The following is a 17931-nucleotide window of genomic DNA, read 5'->3' as shown; positions in this document are numbered from 1 at the left end:
TTAACAAGGGGAAGATTACAAGTCATCATCATTACTACAAGATGATATAAAAGAACTTGTTGTTAATAATAAAGTAAGACTTAATAAAGTAAATTTTTTCATAGTAATAAATTTTAAAATTGATTTTTAATTGTCCTAACGATTAGGTTCTAACAATGATATAAAGATTTTTTTAAGAAAAAAAACAATAAGTGTAAATTAGAAAAAAAATCTATTTAAGTAATTAAAAAAGGATAATTTTCTATGTATTTATTAATATAAGACTATTAAACATAATCATTATTATACACCTCTTTTAAATGGCTTAAAACTTTGATATTGTGAGAGTGCAGTTTTGAACAAACAAGTTTGTAATTTAAAATGCTCTGAAAGAAGCATTTAATCGTTGAGTGAAGGTATTCATATCAGACAAAATTATTTTTCTTTCGTACTAATTTTTTACTGCAACGTTATTATTTTTTTATAACTCTCTATAGAGTTTATTCGTGTTTTCTTCGACCGTTCTTCGACCATTGTCCTCGCAAAGGTGCATTTTTCCGCAAGTTCGTCGAAGGACGGTCGAACAAAGGTCGAACGATGGTCGAACAAGAGTAAAATGAGCTGTTTTTGGAGATAAGCCGAAACATAGATACACAAAGGTTTGTAGAAGAATTAAGATTAACCTAAATCTATTATTGATAAAAATATTGGAGGACAGAAGTGGACAAATGTGGACAAAACCGGACATTTGTGGACACTTTTTGCAAAAAATGTGATTTGTATTGTTTAAATGATTATATTATAACTATTTGATTATTTTAAATTGTTTTGATTGAATTAATAATATTCTTGATAAAAATGATAAAATACGATTATCTGTAAATTGTTTAAAATAAAATAGAGAATAGTTTTTTGTTTATATGAACGATTATAATCGATTATTCGAGGAAATGTGTTATTTGAGAAAATAGAATTGTTTATATTTGATTGTTTGAACTCACATGATTAGAAAATTAATATGAAAAAATTTATTTTAAGTTTGGCTATCCTTGCGATGGGTGCTTATTCTTATGCACAACAAATAACCATTGAAGGGATATATGGCGGAAAATACCGCGAAAATTCTTTGTACGGTGTGAACTCATTGAACGATGGAGAAAATTATACTATTCTGACAAAAGACGGATTGGTAAAACGTTCGTATGAATCGACATTGAAAAAAGGTCAGACTTCTGATGTAGTTGTCGTTCCTGGAAAGTTTGAAGGTTATGAATTTAGTTCTGATGAGCGTTACGTTTTATTGCAAACTAATTCGCACCAAATTTATCGCCATTCGTTTACAGCAAAGTTTGAAGTGTATGATACACAAACAAAATCGAAAGTATTGTTATTTGATGGAAAAGGAATTCAAGAGCCTTTGTTTTCGCCAGATGCTTCTAAGGTAGCTTTTGCTTTTGAGAATAATTTATACATTCAAGACTTAAAGTCGAACAAGGTAACGCAAGTTACGACTGATGGTAAAAAGAATAATATTATCAACGGGATTAATGATTGGGTTTATGAAGAAGAATTTGGTTTTGTAAGAAATTTTGATTGGAATGCTGATGGAACGTCTTTGGCTTATGTTCGTTTTGACGAATCGAAAGTCAAAGAAATTAATATTCCGATTTACCACAATAATCTTTATCCACAAGAATTACGTTACAAATATCCAAAAGCAGGACAAGACAATTCGGAAGTTTCGTTACATGTTTTTGATACGAAGAATAACTCAACTGCAAATGTTAATTTAGGCGGAGTTCAGAATTATTACATTCCGAAAATTAAGTTCTCTTCAAAAGCGAATTTATTAACGGTTGTAACGTCTAACCGTCATCAAAATAATGTAGATGTTTCGTTTTATGATATCAACACGAAAAAAGTAAATAAATTATTTACTGAAACAAATAAAGCGTGGATAGAAACGGATAATTTAACATTAGAATTTTTAGCAGATAATTCGTTCTTATGGACTTCTGAGCGCGATGGAAATAACCATATTTACCATTATGCAGATAGCGGAAAGCTAATTAACCAAGTGACGAAAGGAGATTGGGAGGTAACGAATTACTATGGGTATAATCCTGGTAATAAAACACTTTATTATCAATCAAACTCAAATAATGGAAAACGTATTTCGACAGAAAGACAAATTTCTTCGGTTAGTTTAGATGGTAAGAAAACAACAATGTTGACGAAAAATAATGGAACAAATTCGGCTGCTTTCAGTAAGAATTTTACGTATTTCATTAATACTTTTTCGAATACAACAACTCCAAAAACAATTAGTTTGGTTGAATCTAAATCTGGAAAAGATTTGGGTGTTATCGTTGACAATACTTCTTTAAAAGATAAATTGACTACAGATAATATTGGAACAAAAGAATTATTTGTGTTGAAAACGACAGCAGGAAACGAATTAAATGCTTACGTAATCAAACCAAAAAACTTTGATCCAACCAAAAAATATCCAGTTTTGATGTATCAATATTCTGGACCAGGTTCTCAGAATGTAAATAATGCGTATTTCAACTCAAATGATTATTGGCACATGATGTTGGCACAAGAAGGTTATATCGTTTTCTGTGTTGACGGTCGTGGAACGGGATACAAAGGAGAAGATTTCAAGAAGCAAACGTATTTACAATTAGGAAAATATGAGGTAGAAGATCAAATTGCTGCGGCAAAAGAAATTGGTAAATTACCTTATGTGGACAAATCTCGTATCGGAATTTGGGGTTGGTCTTATGGAGGATTCATGGCTTCGAATGTATTATTCAAAGGAAATGATGTGTTCAAAGCGGCGATTGCTGTTGCTCCTGTAACAAACTGGCGTTATTATGATTCTGTTTATACAGAGCGTTTTATGCGTACACCAGAAGAAAATGCATCTGGTTATGATGACAATTCACCAATTAATTATGCAAACGAGTTGAAAGGTAATTTCTTATTAATTTCTGGTTCTGCTGATGATAATGTGCATCCACAAAACACATTCGAATTATCAGAAGCTTTGGTACAAGCGAACAAAGATTTTGATATGGCCATTTATACAGATAAAGATCACGGGATTTATGGTGGAAACACGCGTATTCAGCTTTACCGAAAAATGACAAACTTTATCAAGAAGAATTTGTAAGAAAAAAGCTGTATTTATTAGAATACGCCAATGAATAAGATGAAACCTTATTCAAATTGACAAAAATCATACATTAAACAAAAAAAACCTCTGCATTGTCGGAGGTTTTTTTTATTTTCGTTGATTGCTAATAAAATCTAAATGATATATTAGCGCTTAGTTAAAGAAATTATGAGTCAAAAATTAACTTTAGAGCAAATTCAAAACTTTGAAGGAAAATATCCCAAACAGCTTTGGTATTTGTTTACGATAGAAATGTGGGAACGTTTTTGTTTCTACGGTATGAGAGGTGTTTTAGCAATTTTTATGACAGACCAACTAGGTCTTTTAGAAAAAGATGCTAATTTGAAATATGGCGCAATACAAGCATTTATTTATGCATTTACATTTATTGGAGGTATTTTCGCTGATAAAATATTAGGTTTCAAAAAGTCTTTAGTTTTTGGAGGTCTTTTTATGGTCATCGGAAATTTAATCATTGCCTATGATCCTCATACAATGTTTTATGTAGGAATTACCTGCACCATTATAGGAACAGGTTTTTTTAAACCCAATATATCATCAATGGTAGGTGAATTGTATAAAGAAGGAGATGTAAGACGTGATGCAGGTTATGGAATGTTTTATGCCGGAATAAATATAGGAGGTCTTTTAGGAGGTGCTTTGTGTGTTTATTTGGGAAAATATTACTCTTGGAGTTTATGTTTCTTAGCAGCAGCAATTGTAATGGTGATTGGTTTGATAACTTATTTTGCTACTAAAAAAAGTTTAGAACCTATAGGAAACACTCCATTAGAAAAAGATAGTATACAAAAAAGGACTTTTAAAGAAACAGCTGTTTACGTTGGTGCAATAGTTATATTACCTTTAATATATTTCTTAATTCATAGAAGTGATTTAACCGATTATTTTATGTACGGAATTGGTATTGCTGCGCTTTTGTATTTAGGATTCGAGATATTAAAATTAAATAATAGTTATAAGAAAAAAGTTTTAGCAGCTTTTATTTTTATTGTTATGTATTTGATTTTTAATGTTATTTATGAACAAAGTGGAGGTTCTTTATCTCTTTTCGCAAAAGATAACTTAGTACATAATTTACTATTCTTCGAAATTGATCCAAATATTATTAATAATAGTGCTAATTCATTTTTTATAATCATAGTAAGTCCATTAGCAGGATTGTTATGGATATGGTTAGCTAAAAAGAAAATAGAACCTAATACAATTATTAAATTCGGAATAGGGTTTTTATTCTTATCATTAGGATTCTTTTTATTTTATTCTTTACGATTCTTTGTAAACGATACAGGACAATCATCTCTTAATTTATTCACTTTTACTTGGCTAGTAATTACTCTAGGAGAGTTATGTTTAGGTCCAATCGGTATGTCAATTATTACGAAGCTATCTCCTCAAAAACTATTTGGAATGATGATGGGGATGTGGTTTTTAGCAAGTGCTTTTGGTCAGTTTTTCGCAGGGAAAATTGGAGCAGAAATGTCTGAAGCAAATACAGGAGGAACTTTAATGTCAAAATTGATTGCCTATACTGATGGCTACAAAGATTTGGGAATATACGCTTTAATTGCAGGTGTATTATTAATCGCTTTATCCCCATTAATTCGCAAATTAATGCAAGACGTAAAATAACTTTTAAGAAATACTTTTAACAAACAAACATGAGTTCAAAATCAGAAAATTTCTTTGATTCAAAAGTACTTGGGCATCCGTCAGGGTTGTTCGTGCTTTTCTTTACAGAGATGTGGGAGCGTTTTTCATTCTACGGAATGCGCGTTTTATTAATTCAGTTTTTAACAGCTGCAGTTATTGGGTTAAATCCAGGTTGGGAATGGTCTATAGAAAAAGCAACTGCTTTATATGGAACATATGCAATGTTATTATACATTACGCCCATCTTTGGAGGTATTATTGCCGATAAATACATAGGTTATAGATGGGCTGTTGTAATTGGTGCGATTATTATGACTCTTGGTCATGCATTCATGGCTTTTGATACACCTATCTTTTTATATTTAGGATTGGCGTGTTTGGTTATTGGAACAGGATTCTTTAAACCAAATATGACATCTATCTTATCAGAAATGTACAAAGACTTTCCTGAGAAAAAGGATGGTGCTTATACAATTTTCTACATGGGAGTTAACGCTGGTGCATTCTTCGGAATGATGTTGTGTGGATTCTTAGCAGAAAAAGTAGGATGGCACTGGGGATTTGGTTTAGCTGGAATCTTCATGTTATTAGGAACATTACAGTTCTGGTTAGCAAAACCATTATTTGGGTATATCGGTGAGGTTCCTTCAAAAACAGGAAATCAAATTACTGCTGATGATGATACACCAAAATACGAACCAGGAGAAAAACCAAATCCTTTTACAGTATTAGATCAAGTATTGATCGTTATTATGACGCTTTTAGGATTAGGATATGCGTTCAATGATCCGTTAAATGCAATTGGTGGAATTAACTTATTCCCATTCTCTATCGGAGGATTATCAGGACAAAATGTCGTTATTTTAGTAGCATTATTCTTGTTCTTCTTTGTGGTAATTCGTCGTTTGGCAAATTATACAAAAGTGGTTCGTGATCGTATGATTGCGGTAATTATTTTTGCTTTCTTCGTTATCTTCTTCTGGATGTCTTTCGAACAAGGAGCTACATCATTAGTAATCTTTGCGCGTGATAATACAGAACGTAACTTAATTGGAGGTGCTGCAATGGCATTCAACGTTTTCAATACATTATTAACAGTTGTTCCATTATTGTTCATCTCGTATGTATTGATTTTATTAGCAAAACAAACATTTAAAAAAGCGGCTTTATCTAATGTTGTTTTAGCGTTTACTTTCTTAGGAATTTGGGCTGCTGCAATTTGGATGTTAAACTATAACTGGACTTCTCACTCTTACGATGTTTCTTACCAAGCAATTGAAACGGCTAAATTAGACGACTCTGGTAAACAAGTGATGAACGAAGAAGGTCAACCTGTTTTTGATAAAACACCAGTTACGGCTTCTTATGTTGCAAATTCTACAGATAAAATTGTTACTGAAACAATTAATTTAGCTTCTCAAGACGCTTTAACAAAAGGTTCAGATATTAGCATTCACAAAGAAGGAGATAAATTTGTATTAGTTTCTCCAGAAAGTTTAGTGAAATTAGATACTGAATATAAAAATCAAAACAAACCATCTGAAGTTGTTCCTGCGAAAGTAGCAGAGATTAAAGATTCTCAAGTAGAAATTACCGTTTCTTGGTTCTCTACATTAAACTCTTTCTTCATCATTGCATTAGCTTCATTAGTTTCTCGTGTTTGGGATTCTAAATACAACCCATCAGCTTCTGTAAAATATGGTTTAGGATTAATCATTATGGCAATCGGATTCGGATTCTTAGCTTTCGGTTCTTACGGAATTTCAGAAGGCGTTCGCGTTTCTATCATCTGGTTAGTATTAGCTTATTTGTTCCATACATTGGGCGAGCTCTGTTTATCTCCAGTTGGACTTTCGTACGTATCAAAATTAGTTCCAGCACGTATGATTGCATTTATGTTCGGAATGTGGTACCTTGCAATTGCAATTGGTAACAAATTGGCAGCCATTTTAGGAGGTCAAATCGAAAATATTACAAAAGAATATTCGTTATCAACTTTCTTCTTAATTTTTACAATTGTACCAATTGTAGCAGGTTTAATCGTTATCGCATTAAATCCAGTTATGAAGAAATTGATGCACGGAGTTAAATAATAAAGATTGAAATTTATGAAATCAAGCTTAGCAATCGCTGCCCTAATTTTATCATCATTTCTTTTCGGACAAGAAATTAAATGGTTATCATTAGACGAAGCAACAAAGGAAATAAAAGCACATCCAGAAAAACCTGTATTGATTAATTTTTATACAACTTGGTGTGGATTCTGTAAGCGTTTGGACAAAGAAACTTTTACAGATAATAAAGTCGCAGATTATGTAAACAAAAATTATATTGCGGTAAAATTTGATGCAGAAACAAAGGATATGGTAAAATTTATGGGAATTCAGTATACATATATTGCGCCTGCTAAAGCGAATTATATGGCATATGCCTTTACAAACGGACAATTGAGTTATCCTGCAACTGTTTTGATGAACGGAAAAGGAGATATCAACAAAGTCGTTTTGGGTTATCGTAGTTCAACAGATTTCATAAACGATATCAAAATTTAATCGAGAAATAACCTTGTTGAGAGGTTTTCCATAAAACAGAATCAGAAGTTTCTTCAAGTTCTCTAACAATAGAAGGGTAGTTGCTGGCATCAGCAATTACCCTTTTTAAATTTTCATTATTTTCGAAAGGATAAAGCCTTGATTGATGAATTAACACATAAAAAGGAATATCAGAATGTTCTTCATTTAATAAGAGCTTAAATGACTTCGTTTCAATAGAATTTGGATGTTTGATAAAATGTTGATGTTTAAAGTTAGAATCATAAGAGTAGAAACTAACATCTTTTATTCTTTCGTGAATTTTATAAGGTTTAATAGTAAAATTATATGTTTTTTCATCCAAAGGATTTTCACTTAAAATTGCTAAACTTCGTTGATTTCTTATTCCGATAATACTATTCTTGTATTGATTAAAAACAATTAATTCATTCGAATGATTGAGTTGATAAACTTGATAATATCGTTCAGATTCAATTAGAAATAAAGAAATTAAACAAACAAATAATGCTAGTTTAGATTTTTTTAGGAATAATGGTTTTGATGCATATAAAATAACGCCAATCAAAATCGCGGTAAATAAACTGATGTAAACATCTTTTGCAATAAACTTGAAGTTCGCTAACCAATAAATATATTGATTTGAGTAATAGATAAAATGATTGAAAATCCACGTATAGATTGGAATATTAAGATCAAAAATGATGAGAAGAATGCTAATTATACCGCCACAAATCATAAAAAAGGAAGCAGGAATCAAGACTAAATTTCCAAATAAAAACAATCCTGAAAATTGATTAAAATACAAGACCGAAATTGGTAAAGTTCCTAATTGAGCAGATAAACTTGTTTCAATCATAATCTTGATTTTCTTCAGGAAACTATTTTTAACTTTCCAATAATACTCAAAAATTGGATTGAGCCAAACAATGAAAAAGACCGCTGAAAAACTCAATTGAAAGCCAACATCAAACAAATAATTAGGTTGAAAAACTAGAATGATAAAAGCAGAAAGTGAAAGTGTGTGGAAAATATTTTTTGGTCGGTTGAGTAATTCGCTAATATAATAAATGGTAATCATCAACGCAGAACGAAAAACTGGCGGTTGTAATTCGACATAAAAAGCAAAGATCCAGATAAATATTAAGCTAATAATTATTCTAATTTTCCGACCTTGTTTTAGCTTTAATAATGGTTGTAAAATGAATTGTAAAATCATGTAAATCATCATCACATGTAAACCAGAAATGGATAAAATATGCACAACTCCTGTTGCTACATAACTTTGATTGAGTTCTTGCGAAAGCTCCGTTCTATCACCCAAAAGCATAGACGAAATAATCGCTCTACTTTCAAGGGAATAACCTTGTTCTGTTAGTTCTTTTCGAATCTTGACTTTCGATTTGGCGACCCAATTTCGAAATCCATTTCCTTCTTTGTGAATCGAAATAATTTCATTTGTAAAGATTTGAGAATAAATTCTTTTTCTGTTTAAGAAACGTTTGTAATCAAATTGATATGGATTCAATGGTTCTTGAATTTCTCTTTTTTCTCCGAAAATGATGATTTCATCATTAGGATATAAAGTTTGTTGTTGAGGTTTGATATGAAGTAAAATTTGCTCATTCGTTTCGATATCTTTTACAACGTAATTGGTGTATTTTTCGGAGGAATTAGAACTATAAACGACTTTTAGCAAATGAATTTTTGAAACAGATTCGAAGTCAATTCTTGAATGTCGATTATAATTTTGATGAATATAATAACCTAAAATCATCGAAATGCCCAAAAAAGCGATGATATTTTGACGATTATTATTTTTTAACAAAGAGATAAAAAGTAGAATAATTAGTAAAAAAAATATAATTCGTAAATTTGTAGCAGGAATTAATAATTCAGATAAAATTATTCCGATTGAGAAACAAATTGTTAGGGTAAAAAAGAGATACTTTTTCATCCTAATAATTTATAATTTTATTTACAAATAGTAGGTTTTAATTGTTTGTAAATGAATTAATTAAAAAAAATAGAGAAATGAAGAAGATTCTTATATTAGTTGTGTTGTTTTTTACGCAAATGGCAATGGCTCAAATCGATGTAAAACTATCAATCACAAACCTTAAGAAAATGAAAGGAAATTTGGCTATAGAATTTTATAGAAATGTAGAAAATTATACAAAAGGTCAAAATGCATTCAAGAAATTGTATGTTCCAGTTGCTGATATAGACAAGTATGAAACGGTTTTTAAAGATATTGAACCAACATTTTATGCGGTAAAAGTGTTTTTGGATACGAACAATAACAAAAAATTAGACAAAAGTTTTTTAGGTGTTCGTAAGGAACCTTATGGTTTTTCGAAAAACTTGGATCCTATTTTGCGCGAACCAACTTTTGAGGAAGCCAAAGTGGATATGACTGAAGAAAATAATACAATTGTAATCAAATTAAACAATAACAAAGGCGAAGAATAATCTTCGTCTTTTTTTGTTAAAATTTAATTGAAAAACCTATATTCAATCCTAATAAAGAAGGATTTTTAGCATCTACATTTTTCAATGGATTTAGCATATATCTATAATTTGGTTCCAAATTTATACTTGATTTATTTGATAAATTATACTCTAACTTAACTCCAGCGTTAGCGCTATAACTCGAATTATTTAAGTTATTTGCTTCGCCTAATTTATAATTTGATCTTGTATTAGTATCAGCTAATGAAATAGAATTTTTCGTTACAGCAAAATAACTTCCTCCCGCTATTGCTAGAATATTGAATTTATCAAAACTTGCCAGTTTATATTCAATTTCTAATGGAACTTCGATGTAATGAACTTTTTGTTCCATAGTATTGGTTTCAGAAGACAACATGGTCATTGTCGTATGTGATGTATTATCACCTACAACTCGAATATTCGAATGATATGTGATATTGTTAGATGATTTTGGCATGCTTGCAGAAAGTGCATAAACACCTGTATTGATTCCCGAATTTATATTGGTTGTATTTTGTTCCAACTCAACTTTTGCAATTCCCGAACGAACATTTATCTTATCATTTAATCGAACAGAAACTTTTGCGCCATAAGCAACTGTAATGTTATTTTTGATGTTGTAATCATTAAATTCATTTGCTAAAATAGATTTAGAATCTAACATTTTTGTAGGATTGATGTACGAAGAGACCGTCAGAAGTGGAGATTTCTGTTTGATTTCTACTTTCTCTTTCTTTTTTTCCTCTTCTTGAAGAACTAATTCTAATGGTTTTTCTTCTAAAATTTTAGGATTAGTTTCTTTTTCAGAAACTTCATTTTTTGGATTGATTGAAGAATTATTTTGTACAAAATTATCTTTTTGAGTTGAATTCTTTTGAGATAATTCTAGTGTTTTATCTTCTTTTTGATTTGGAATTGTATTCGAAAATAAAGTTGATTCTCCAATTATATTTTCAAAATATGAACTTGAACTTTGAATTGTTTTTTGATTTGATTTAGAAGATTTTTTTACAGAAGAAACAATCTTATTATCAAAAGACTTTTCATTTGTATGTTCAATATTATTCCAATCTTTTTTGATAGATTCTTTAGAAGTCGATTTCGTTTTTACAACTTCATTAGTCGGAGTATGATTAACGTTAACCGCATCATTTTGATTAAAATAATAAATAGAAATTCCCGTAACTAAACACGCTGCTGTAGAACCAATCCAATAAAATAAAGGAATGATGCGTTTTTTCTTTTCTTTCTCGTCTAATTTCTCTTGAATATTTTTCCAAGCATCCAAAGGAGGAAGTTGTGGTTGCGAGAGTTTATCTTTAATATGTTGATCAAATTTGTTCATCTTCTGTGACAGTTTTTAATTGATTGAGTTTTTGTTTTAATAAATTTCGTGCTCTTGATAAGTTTGATTTTGAAGTTCCAACCGAAATGGTCAGCATTTCTGCAATTTCTTGGTGCGAATATTCTTCAAAAACGTAGAGGTTAAAAACTTGCCTATATTGTGGTGGAAGATTATGAACGGCTTCTAACAACTGTTGATAATCAAAATCTTCTTCAACTTCGTCGTCATCTTCCTGTGTGATAATGAGATTTTCGAAATCTTCAAAAGGTAAATTATTCTTCTTTTTTAGTTTTTCTAAATTAAGATTTACCATTATCCGTTTCATCCAACCTTCAAAAGATCCTTCGAATTTGAATTGATTTATTTTATTGAAGATGTGAATAAAACCCTCTTGAAAAATATCTTGCGCATCTTCATAATTTTCGGCATAACGAAGACAGATCGAGAACAAAACAGGTGAAAACTCAACATAAATTTCTTCTTGAGCTTTTCTATTTTGTTCTTGACATTGCTTGATTAAAATTTCAAGAGAGTCACTATTCAAAACTTATTGGACTTTATTTTTCTTTGATATTTAACACAATTGAGTCATAAATTGGTTCAGTTGAATTTGGTTTATTTCCCGTCCAAAATCTTAATGTGTACTCACCAGCTTCTTTAGGTGTAAACTTCAAAGTTTTTGTTTCTAAAGATGTTTCCTGTGTACAAGAAGCTCCATTTGTTTGACTTGCATAAACACCAATGTTGTGTTTAAAAGTTGTTCTTCCTTGTAAAGAGCTAAATTGAATAAAATTTTGACAAGAATTTGTTTTTTCGTACGTTACTCGAATATTTGTAGTTTTTCCTACTGGCTGAATAGAGTCTTCATGAACATTAATTGCTGTTGTTGCTAAAAAACCATAATTCATATAATCTGAGTCATCATTATTTAAACAACTAAATGTTGATAAACCTAAAATACCTACCAAAGCAAACATGCTTAATCTTTTCATTAATTTCATTGTATGAGTTTTAATCGTTATAAAAATAAGATATAGATTTTAGAAAAGGTTGCGTGAAAGAATAAGAAATTAATATATAGAATAAGAAAACCCCTTGAAAATCAAGAGGATTACTTTGTTAGAATAGGTGTAAACTTTAATTAAGTCAATCCTGAAACATTTTAATAATTAGATCTGAATGACATCTATAGCTTACAAGATTTAAAAAACAATAAAAGGTTGCGTCAAACTTTTACTTTTTTTTAATTATTTTTTTAAGTCCTCAATAATTAGTGAAGCGGTTCTTTCTGAAGCGCCAATTCCACCAAGTTTATGATACAATTCTTCGTAGCTTTTCATGATTTTTTCACGTTTAGGAGAATTTAAAATTAAATCTAATTCTCGTTTGATATTTTCGTAAGTTAAATCATATTGAATTAACTCTTTCACTACTTCTTCGTCCATAATCAAGTTTACCAACGAAATAAAACGAATGTTTTTTACAACACGTTTTCCGATTTCGTACGAAATAGCATTTCCTTTGTAACAAACAACTTCTGGAACTTTCAGTAAAGCAGTTTCTAAAGTTGCTGTTCCTGATGTAACCAAAGCTGCATGAGAAACGCGCAATAAATCGTAGGTTTTATTCTCTACAATTTTCAAATCATTTCCTGCAATTTTTTTATAATTTTCGATTGGTTGAGATGGAGCACCCGCCACAACAAATTGATAATCGGGAAAATCTTTTTCCACTGAAAGCATCAAAGGTAATTTGACTTTAATTTCTTGTGTTCGACTTCCAGGAAGTAAAGCAATAATTGGTCTTTCGTCTAAATTATTGTCTTTTCTAAATTGTTGTTCATCAATTGGCGGAAGATTATTCAACGAGTCTAATAATGGATTTCCAACAAAATCTACTTTGTAATTGTAACGTTGATAAAATTCTTCTTCGAACGGAAGAATCACAAACATTTTGTCGACAACTTTTTTGATTTTATGAACTCGACCAGTTTTCCAAGCCCAAATTTGTGGCGAAATATAATAATAAACTTTAATTCCAAGACTTTTTACAAATTCAGCAATTCTGAGATTAAAACCAGGATAATCAACTAAAATAACTGCATCTGGCTGATAAGTTTCGATGTCTTTTTTAGCAACCGAAATATTTCCTAAAATCGTTCTTAAATTCATTACAACTTCAGCAAAACCCATAAACGCCAAATCTCTGTAATGTTTGACTAAAGTTCCGCCTTGCATTTGCATCAAATCTCCTCCCCAAAATCTGAATTCAGCTTGTGGATCTTTTAATTTTAATTTTTTCATTAAGTTCGATGCGTGCAAATCGCCCGAAGCTTCACCTGCAATGATATAGTATTTCAATGGAAATCATTTTTCTTCTTACAAAGATAGGAGAAATCTATAAGTGGAGTAGATTTCAATGTTTTTTATTGCGTAAATTTACTCTTTCAAACAAAGAAAAATGTCAGACGAAATTATAAATAAAGTTGCCAATAGTAGTTTAGTAACAATTGATTTACAGGATTATTACCCTGATGGAGATCGTGTTGTTTTTGACTTGAAAGATTGGTTATATGAAGAATTGATTCTTAGAGAAAAGGATTTTAGAGAAAATCTGAAAAATCATGATTGGACACAATATCAAGATAAATATGTAGCGTTAACATGTACTGCCGATGCGATTGTTCCGTCTTGGGCTTATTTGTTGGTAGCAACCTATTTGTCGCCAATCGCGAAACGAATTGTACATGGAAGTTTACAAGATTTGGATACGATTTTGTACACCGAAATTGTAGATCATTTGCCTTATGAAGATTATGTTGATGGAAAAATAATTGTGAAAGGTTGCTCGCACAAGCCAGTTCCCGATTCGGCTTATATTCAATTAATTGAACGTTTACAACCAATTGTAAGTTCGTTGATGTTTGGTGAAGCATGTAGCACTGTTCCGCTTTATAAAAAGAAGAAATAAAAAAAAATCCGCTCAACGAGCGGATTTTTTTACACATGAATAAAATCGTAATATACTTATTGATTAGTTCTGAAAACTAATTTATTATCTCCAGGTTTTTCTTCGAAATAATCGATTAAAACCGCATCATTATCATTTATTGTTCCTTTCAAAATTTCTTTCGAAAGTTCATTTAATACATCTTGTTGAATAACTCGTTTCAATGGTCGTGCTCCAAATTGTGGATCGTAACCTTTTCTTGCTAAATAATCGACAGCTTCTGGCGTAATATCTAATGTAATATCGCGTTGTGCTAATTTCTTCGCAACTCCGCTTAAATAGATATTCACGATTCCGGAAATTTGGTTTTCGCTCAACGGACGGAACAAAATAATTTCATCAATACGATTCAAAAATTCTGGTCTAAAGTTTTGTTTCAATTCCTCAAAAACGACATCTTTTGTTTCATCATAAACTTGTGCCACATTATTTTCGTCAATGTTTGAGAATTTATCCAAAATCGTATGAGAACCAAAATTCGATGTCATAATGATAATCGTATTTTTAAAGTTAACCACACGACCTTTGTTGTCTGTCAAACGTCCGTCATCCAAAACTTGTAACAAAATATTGAAAACATCTGGATGTGCCTTCTCAATTTCGTCCAACAAAATAACTGAATAAGGACGGCGACGAACCGCTTCTGTTAACTGACCACCTTCGTCGTAACCAACGTAACCCGGAGGTGCCCCAACCAAGCGAGAAACTGCATGACGCTCCTGATATTCGGACATGTCGATACGAGTCATTGCATTTTCATCATCGAATAAGAACTCGGCTAAGGCTTTTGCCAACTCAGTTTTCCCAACACCAGTTGAACCTAAGAATAAGAACGAACCGATTGGTTTTCCTTCGTCACTAAGACCTGCACGAGAACGACGAATGGCATCAGAAACTGCTATAATTGCTTCTTCTTGACCTAAAACACGTTTGTGTAATTCGTTTTCTAAATTCAATAATTTTTCGCGATCAGATTGCATCATTTTCTGAGCCGGAACTCCTGTCCATTTCGATACAACTTCTGCAATATCATCCGCATCAACAAACTCTTTTACCAGTTTATTTTGTTTATTTTCTTCTAGATTATGTTCAGCTTCTTCTAAATTATTTTTTGCATTAACTAAATCTTCAAACTCTAATTTGGAAGCTTTTGCATAGTCGTAATCTCGTTTTGCACGCTCAATTTCGAATTTGATATTTTCGATAGATTTTCTTAAATCTTGAACTTCATCGGCACGATTTCTTTCCGCTTCCCATTTCGAATTCAATTGATTTCTTTCATCTTGAAGATTAGATAATTCTTCTTTTAAAAGATTCAATTTTTTCTCGTCATTTTCGCGTTTTATCGCTTCAATTTCGATTTCTAATTGAATAATTCTACGATCTAATTTATCTAAATCTTCTGGTTTAGAATTCATTTCCATTCTCAACTTAGAAGCTGCTTCGTCCATCAAATCGATGGCTTTATCTGGTAAAAAACGATCTGTAATATAACGTGTTGATAATTTTACAGCCGCAATAATTGCTTCGTCTTTAATTCCAATTTTATGGTGTTGCTCGTATTTATCTTTGATTCCACGCAAAATAGAAATAGCCGATTCTTCATCTGGTTCTTCTACCATTACTTTCTGGAAACGACGTTCTAAAGCTTTATCTTTTTCAAAATATTTTTGATATTCATTCAAAGTTGTAGCACCAATCGAACGTAATTCGCCACGAGCCAAAGCAGGTTTCAAGATATTTGCAGCATCCATTGCACCTTCTCCGCCGCCGCCAGCACCAACAAGCGTGTGAATCTCATCGATGAACAAAATTATTTCTCCATTCGAAGCGGTTACTTCTTTCACAACGGCTTTCAAACGCTCTTCGAACTCACCTTTGTATTTTGCACCAGCAACCAAAGCTCCCATATCCAATGAAAAAATTTGTTTATTCAAAAGATTTTCAGGAACATCTCCATTGATGATACGATGTGCTAAACCTTCTGCTATAGCGGTTTTACCAACACCTGGTTCACCAATAAGGATTGGGTTATTTTTTGTACGACGTGATAGAATTTGTAAAACACGACGAATTTCTTCATCACGTCCAATTACAGGATCTAATTTTCCTTCTTTTGCTAAATCTGTTAAGTTTTTAGCGTATTTGTTTAATGAATTATATGTTCCTTCCGCGTTTTCAGAAGTTACTCTTTCTCCGTTTCTCAATTCTGTTACTAATTTTTTTGTGTTGTCGAATGTTACACCTCTATTTTTTAATAACTGACTTACAGGCGATACATTCTTGATTATACCTAATAATAAATGCTCTAAGGTGATAAAATCATCGTTCATCTCTTTTGCAATTTCTTGTGCAGATTGCAAAATTTGGTTAGATGAATTGGAAAGATGATTTCCTTGTTGACCTTCTATTTTTGGATATTTATTGATTTCTAAATCCAACTCAGGTTTCAACATATCCATTTTTACACCTTGTTTTTCTAAGATTAATGATAACACGTTTTCATCAACATCTATCATTCCACCTAAAATATGAGCTGGTTCTATTGCTTGATTTTTTTGTGCAACTGCAATTTGCTGCGCTGCTTGAATCGCTTCACGACCCTTTATTGTAAATTGATTAAAATCCATTGGTTTTTAGTTTTTTATATTGGTTTTGTTTGGTGTATTTCATCAAAAAAAATTCCAAAGTAGAAATAAAACCTAAAAACTGACTTTTTGACTTTGTTGAATAAAAAAAGGAGACATTTTGTCAATATCTCCTTTCGTTTAAAAATTTTTATAGTATTTAAAATAAACCTTCTACTGATAAATAGCGTTCGCCAGTATCGTAGTTGACAGTTAATATTTTCGTGTTTTTGTCTACTTCATTCAAAGTTTTAGCAACTGCAGCCAATGAAGCACCTGTAGAAATTCCGACAAATATACCTTCTACTTTAGCCACTTTTTTTGCAAATTCAAATGCTTCTTCTTTTGTAATCTGAGTAGAAGAATCAACGATTGAAGTATCTAAATTAGTAGGAATAAATCCTGCTCCAATTCCTTGAATCGCGTGTGGACCAGGATTTCCTCCTGAAATGACAGGAGAATCTGTTGGTTCTACAGCGATAACTTTTGTTGAAGAGTTAACTTCTTTTAATGCTTTTCCAATTCCAGAAAGATGTCCGCCTGTTCCAACTCCTGTAATTAAATAATCAACTCCTTGTGGAAAATCTTCAAGGATTTCTTTTGCTGTTGTATTGTAATGGACTGTCGGATTCGAATTATTCTCAAATTGTTGCGGAACCCAAGCGCCTTCTATTGTTTCGGCTAATTCTTGTGCTTTTGCAATAGCGCCTTTCATTCCTAATTCTTTTGGAGTTAAAACAAATTCAGCACCATAAGCTTCCATAATTTTACGACGTTCAATTGACATCGATTCTGGCATTGTGATAATCATTTTGTAACCTTTTACAGCCGCAACAAATGATAAGCCAATTCCTGTATTACCCGAAGTAGGTTCTATAATTGTTCCTCCAGGTTTTAAAATTCCAGCTTTTTCAGCATCTTCAATCATTGCCAAAGCAATACGATCTTTTATTGATCCACCCGGATTTTGTTTTTCTACTTTAATATAAACGTTATGGTTAGGAAATAATTTATTCAGTTTAATAATTGGTGTATTTCCTATGGTTTCTAATACATTATTGTAAATCATTGTTGTAA

13 protein-coding genes are annotated in these 17931 nt (G+C 31.3%); 6 read left to right on the top strand and 7 right to left on the bottom strand.

Annotation, left to right across the window (positions count from 1 at the left end):
• Positions 1-997: 997 nt before the first annotated feature.
• The 4 genes from B3R94_RS08835 to B3R94_RS08820 all read left to right on the top strand — a co-directional run bounded on the left by B3R94_RS08835 (position 998) and on the right by B3R94_RS08820 (position 7383).
• Positions 998-3157, top strand: a complete 2160-nt coding sequence (locus tag B3R94_RS08835; protein WP_291087869.1) for a S9 family peptidase — start codon at positions 998-1000, stop codon at positions 3155-3157.
• Positions 3158-3328: 171 nt separating this feature from the next.
• Positions 3329-4810: a peptide MFS transporter gene (locus B3R94_RS08830; RefSeq protein WP_291100172.1), complete on the top strand. Its 1482-nt coding sequence runs from the start codon at positions 3329-3331 to the stop codon at positions 4808-4810.
• Between the two features lie 29 nt (positions 4811-4839).
• On the top strand, positions 4840-6924 hold the full coding sequence (locus tag B3R94_RS08825; protein WP_280037725.1) for a peptide MFS transporter: 2085 nt from the start codon (positions 4840-4842) through the stop codon (positions 6922-6924).
• A gap of 15 nt (positions 6925-6939) precedes the next feature.
• Positions 6940-7383 carry a thioredoxin family protein gene (locus B3R94_RS08820; protein WP_125348917.1) on the top strand — a complete coding sequence of 148 codons (444 nt, stop codon included), beginning with the start codon at positions 6940-6942 and terminating at the stop codon, positions 7381-7383.
• Here B3R94_RS08820 and B3R94_RS08815 read toward each other — a convergent pair.
• Positions 7373-9337, bottom strand: a complete 1965-nt coding sequence (locus B3R94_RS08815) for a ComEC/Rec2 family competence protein (protein WP_291100169.1) — start codon at positions 9335-9337, stop codon at positions 7373-7375. The two genes, B3R94_RS08820 and B3R94_RS08815, sit on opposite strands and share 11 nt — an antisense overlap.
• 77 nt (positions 9338-9414) lie before the next feature.
• Between B3R94_RS08815 and B3R94_RS08810 the strand changes: the two genes are divergently transcribed.
• Positions 9415-9852: a DUF2141 domain-containing protein gene (locus B3R94_RS08810; protein WP_291100166.1), complete on the top strand. Its 438-nt coding sequence runs from the start codon at positions 9415-9417 to the stop codon at positions 9850-9852.
• Between the two features lie 16 nt (positions 9853-9868).
• Here the strand turns inward: B3R94_RS08810 and B3R94_RS08805 are convergent, their stop codons facing one another.
• The 4 genes from B3R94_RS08805 to lpxB all read right to left on the bottom strand — a co-directional run bounded on the left by B3R94_RS08805 (position 9869) and on the right by lpxB (position 13578).
• Complete coding sequence (locus tag B3R94_RS08805) at positions 9869-11218, bottom strand: hypothetical protein (RefSeq protein WP_291100163.1); 1350 nt, start codon at positions 11216-11218, stop codon at positions 9869-9871.
• Entirely contained in the window at positions 11205-11762 is a 558-nt protein-coding gene (locus tag B3R94_RS08800; protein ID WP_038333274.1) for an RNA polymerase sigma factor, read from the bottom strand. Before B3R94_RS08800 ends, B3R94_RS08805 begins: the two co-directional genes overlap by 14 nt.
• Positions 11763-11775: 13 nt before the next feature.
• Entirely contained in the window at positions 11776-12219 is a 444-nt protein-coding gene (locus tag B3R94_RS08795; RefSeq protein ID WP_280050034.1) for a hypothetical protein, read from the bottom strand.
• A 246-nt stretch (positions 12220-12465) separates the two neighbouring features.
• A complete protein-coding gene (gene lpxB, locus B3R94_RS08790; RefSeq protein WP_291100158.1) occupies positions 12466-13578 on the bottom strand; it encodes a lipid-A-disaccharide synthase in 1113 nt (370 codons plus the stop codon).
• Between the two features lie 100 nt (positions 13579-13678).
• Here lpxB and B3R94_RS08785 point away from each other — a divergent pair, with 100 nt between their 5' ends.
• Entirely contained in the window at positions 13679-14188 is a 510-nt protein-coding gene (locus B3R94_RS08785) for a DUF2480 family protein (protein ID WP_038333255.1), read from the top strand.
• Between the two features lie 56 nt (positions 14189-14244).
• Here B3R94_RS08785 and clpB read toward each other — a convergent pair whose 3' ends face one another.
• Positions 14245-16857 (bottom strand): ATP-dependent chaperone ClpB, encoded by a 2613-nt coding sequence (gene clpB, locus B3R94_RS08780; protein WP_180905441.1) that lies wholly within the window; start codon positions 16855-16857, stop codon positions 14245-14247.
• A gap of 157 nt (positions 16858-17014) precedes the next feature.
• A complete protein-coding gene (cysK, locus tag B3R94_RS08775; protein ID WP_038333247.1) occupies positions 17015-17923 on the bottom strand; it encodes a cysteine synthase A in 909 nt (302 codons plus the stop codon).
• Between the last annotated feature and the right edge of the window lie 8 nt (positions 17924-17931).

Origin of the sequence: Empedobacter sp. UBA7611 (genome assembly GCF_002484365.1) — a bacterium.
GTDB lineage: Bacteria > Bacteroidota > Bacteroidia > Flavobacteriales > Weeksellaceae > Empedobacter > Empedobacter falsenii_B.
This window is presented reverse-complemented; position numbering and strand designations above follow the sequence as displayed.

Excerpts from the sequence above, each read along its gene's own strand:
- B3R94_RS08810 (WP_291100166.1), top strand. The coding sequence starts at position 9,415 with ATGAAGAAGATTCTTATATTAGTTGTGTTGTTTTTTACGCAAATGGCA.
- B3R94_RS08815 (WP_291100169.1), bottom strand. The coding sequence starts at position 9,337 with ATGAAAAAGTATCTCTTTTTTACCCTAACAATTTGTTTCTCAATCGGA.
- B3R94_RS08785 (WP_038333255.1), top strand. The coding sequence starts at position 13,679 with ATGTCAGACGAAATTATAAATAAAGTTGCCAATAGTAGTTTAGTAACA.
- B3R94_RS08805 (WP_291100163.1), bottom strand. The coding sequence starts at position 11,218 with ATGAACAAATTTGATCAACATATTAAAGATAAACTCTCGCAACCACAA.
- B3R94_RS08835 (WP_291087869.1), top strand. The coding sequence starts at position 998 with ATGAAAAAATTTATTTTAAGTTTGGCTATCCTTGCGATGGGTGCTTAT.
- clpB (WP_180905441.1), bottom strand. The coding sequence starts at position 16,857 with ATGGATTTTAATCAATTTACAATAAAGGGTCGTGAAGCGATTCAAGCA.
- B3R94_RS08825 (WP_280037725.1), top strand. The coding sequence starts at position 4,840 with ATGAGTTCAAAATCAGAAAATTTCTTTGATTCAAAAGTACTTGGGCAT.
- B3R94_RS08830 (WP_291100172.1), top strand. The coding sequence starts at position 3,329 with ATGAGTCAAAAATTAACTTTAGAGCAAATTCAAAACTTTGAAGGAAAA.
- B3R94_RS08795 (WP_280050034.1), bottom strand. The coding sequence starts at position 12,219 with ATGAAATTAATGAAAAGATTAAGCATGTTTGCTTTGGTAGGTATTTTA.
- cysK (WP_038333247.1), bottom strand. The coding sequence starts at position 17,923 with ATGATTTACAATAATGTATTAGAAACCATAGGAAATACACCAATTATT.
- B3R94_RS08820 (WP_125348917.1), top strand. The coding sequence starts at position 6,940 with ATGAAATCAAGCTTAGCAATCGCTGCCCTAATTTTATCATCATTTCTT.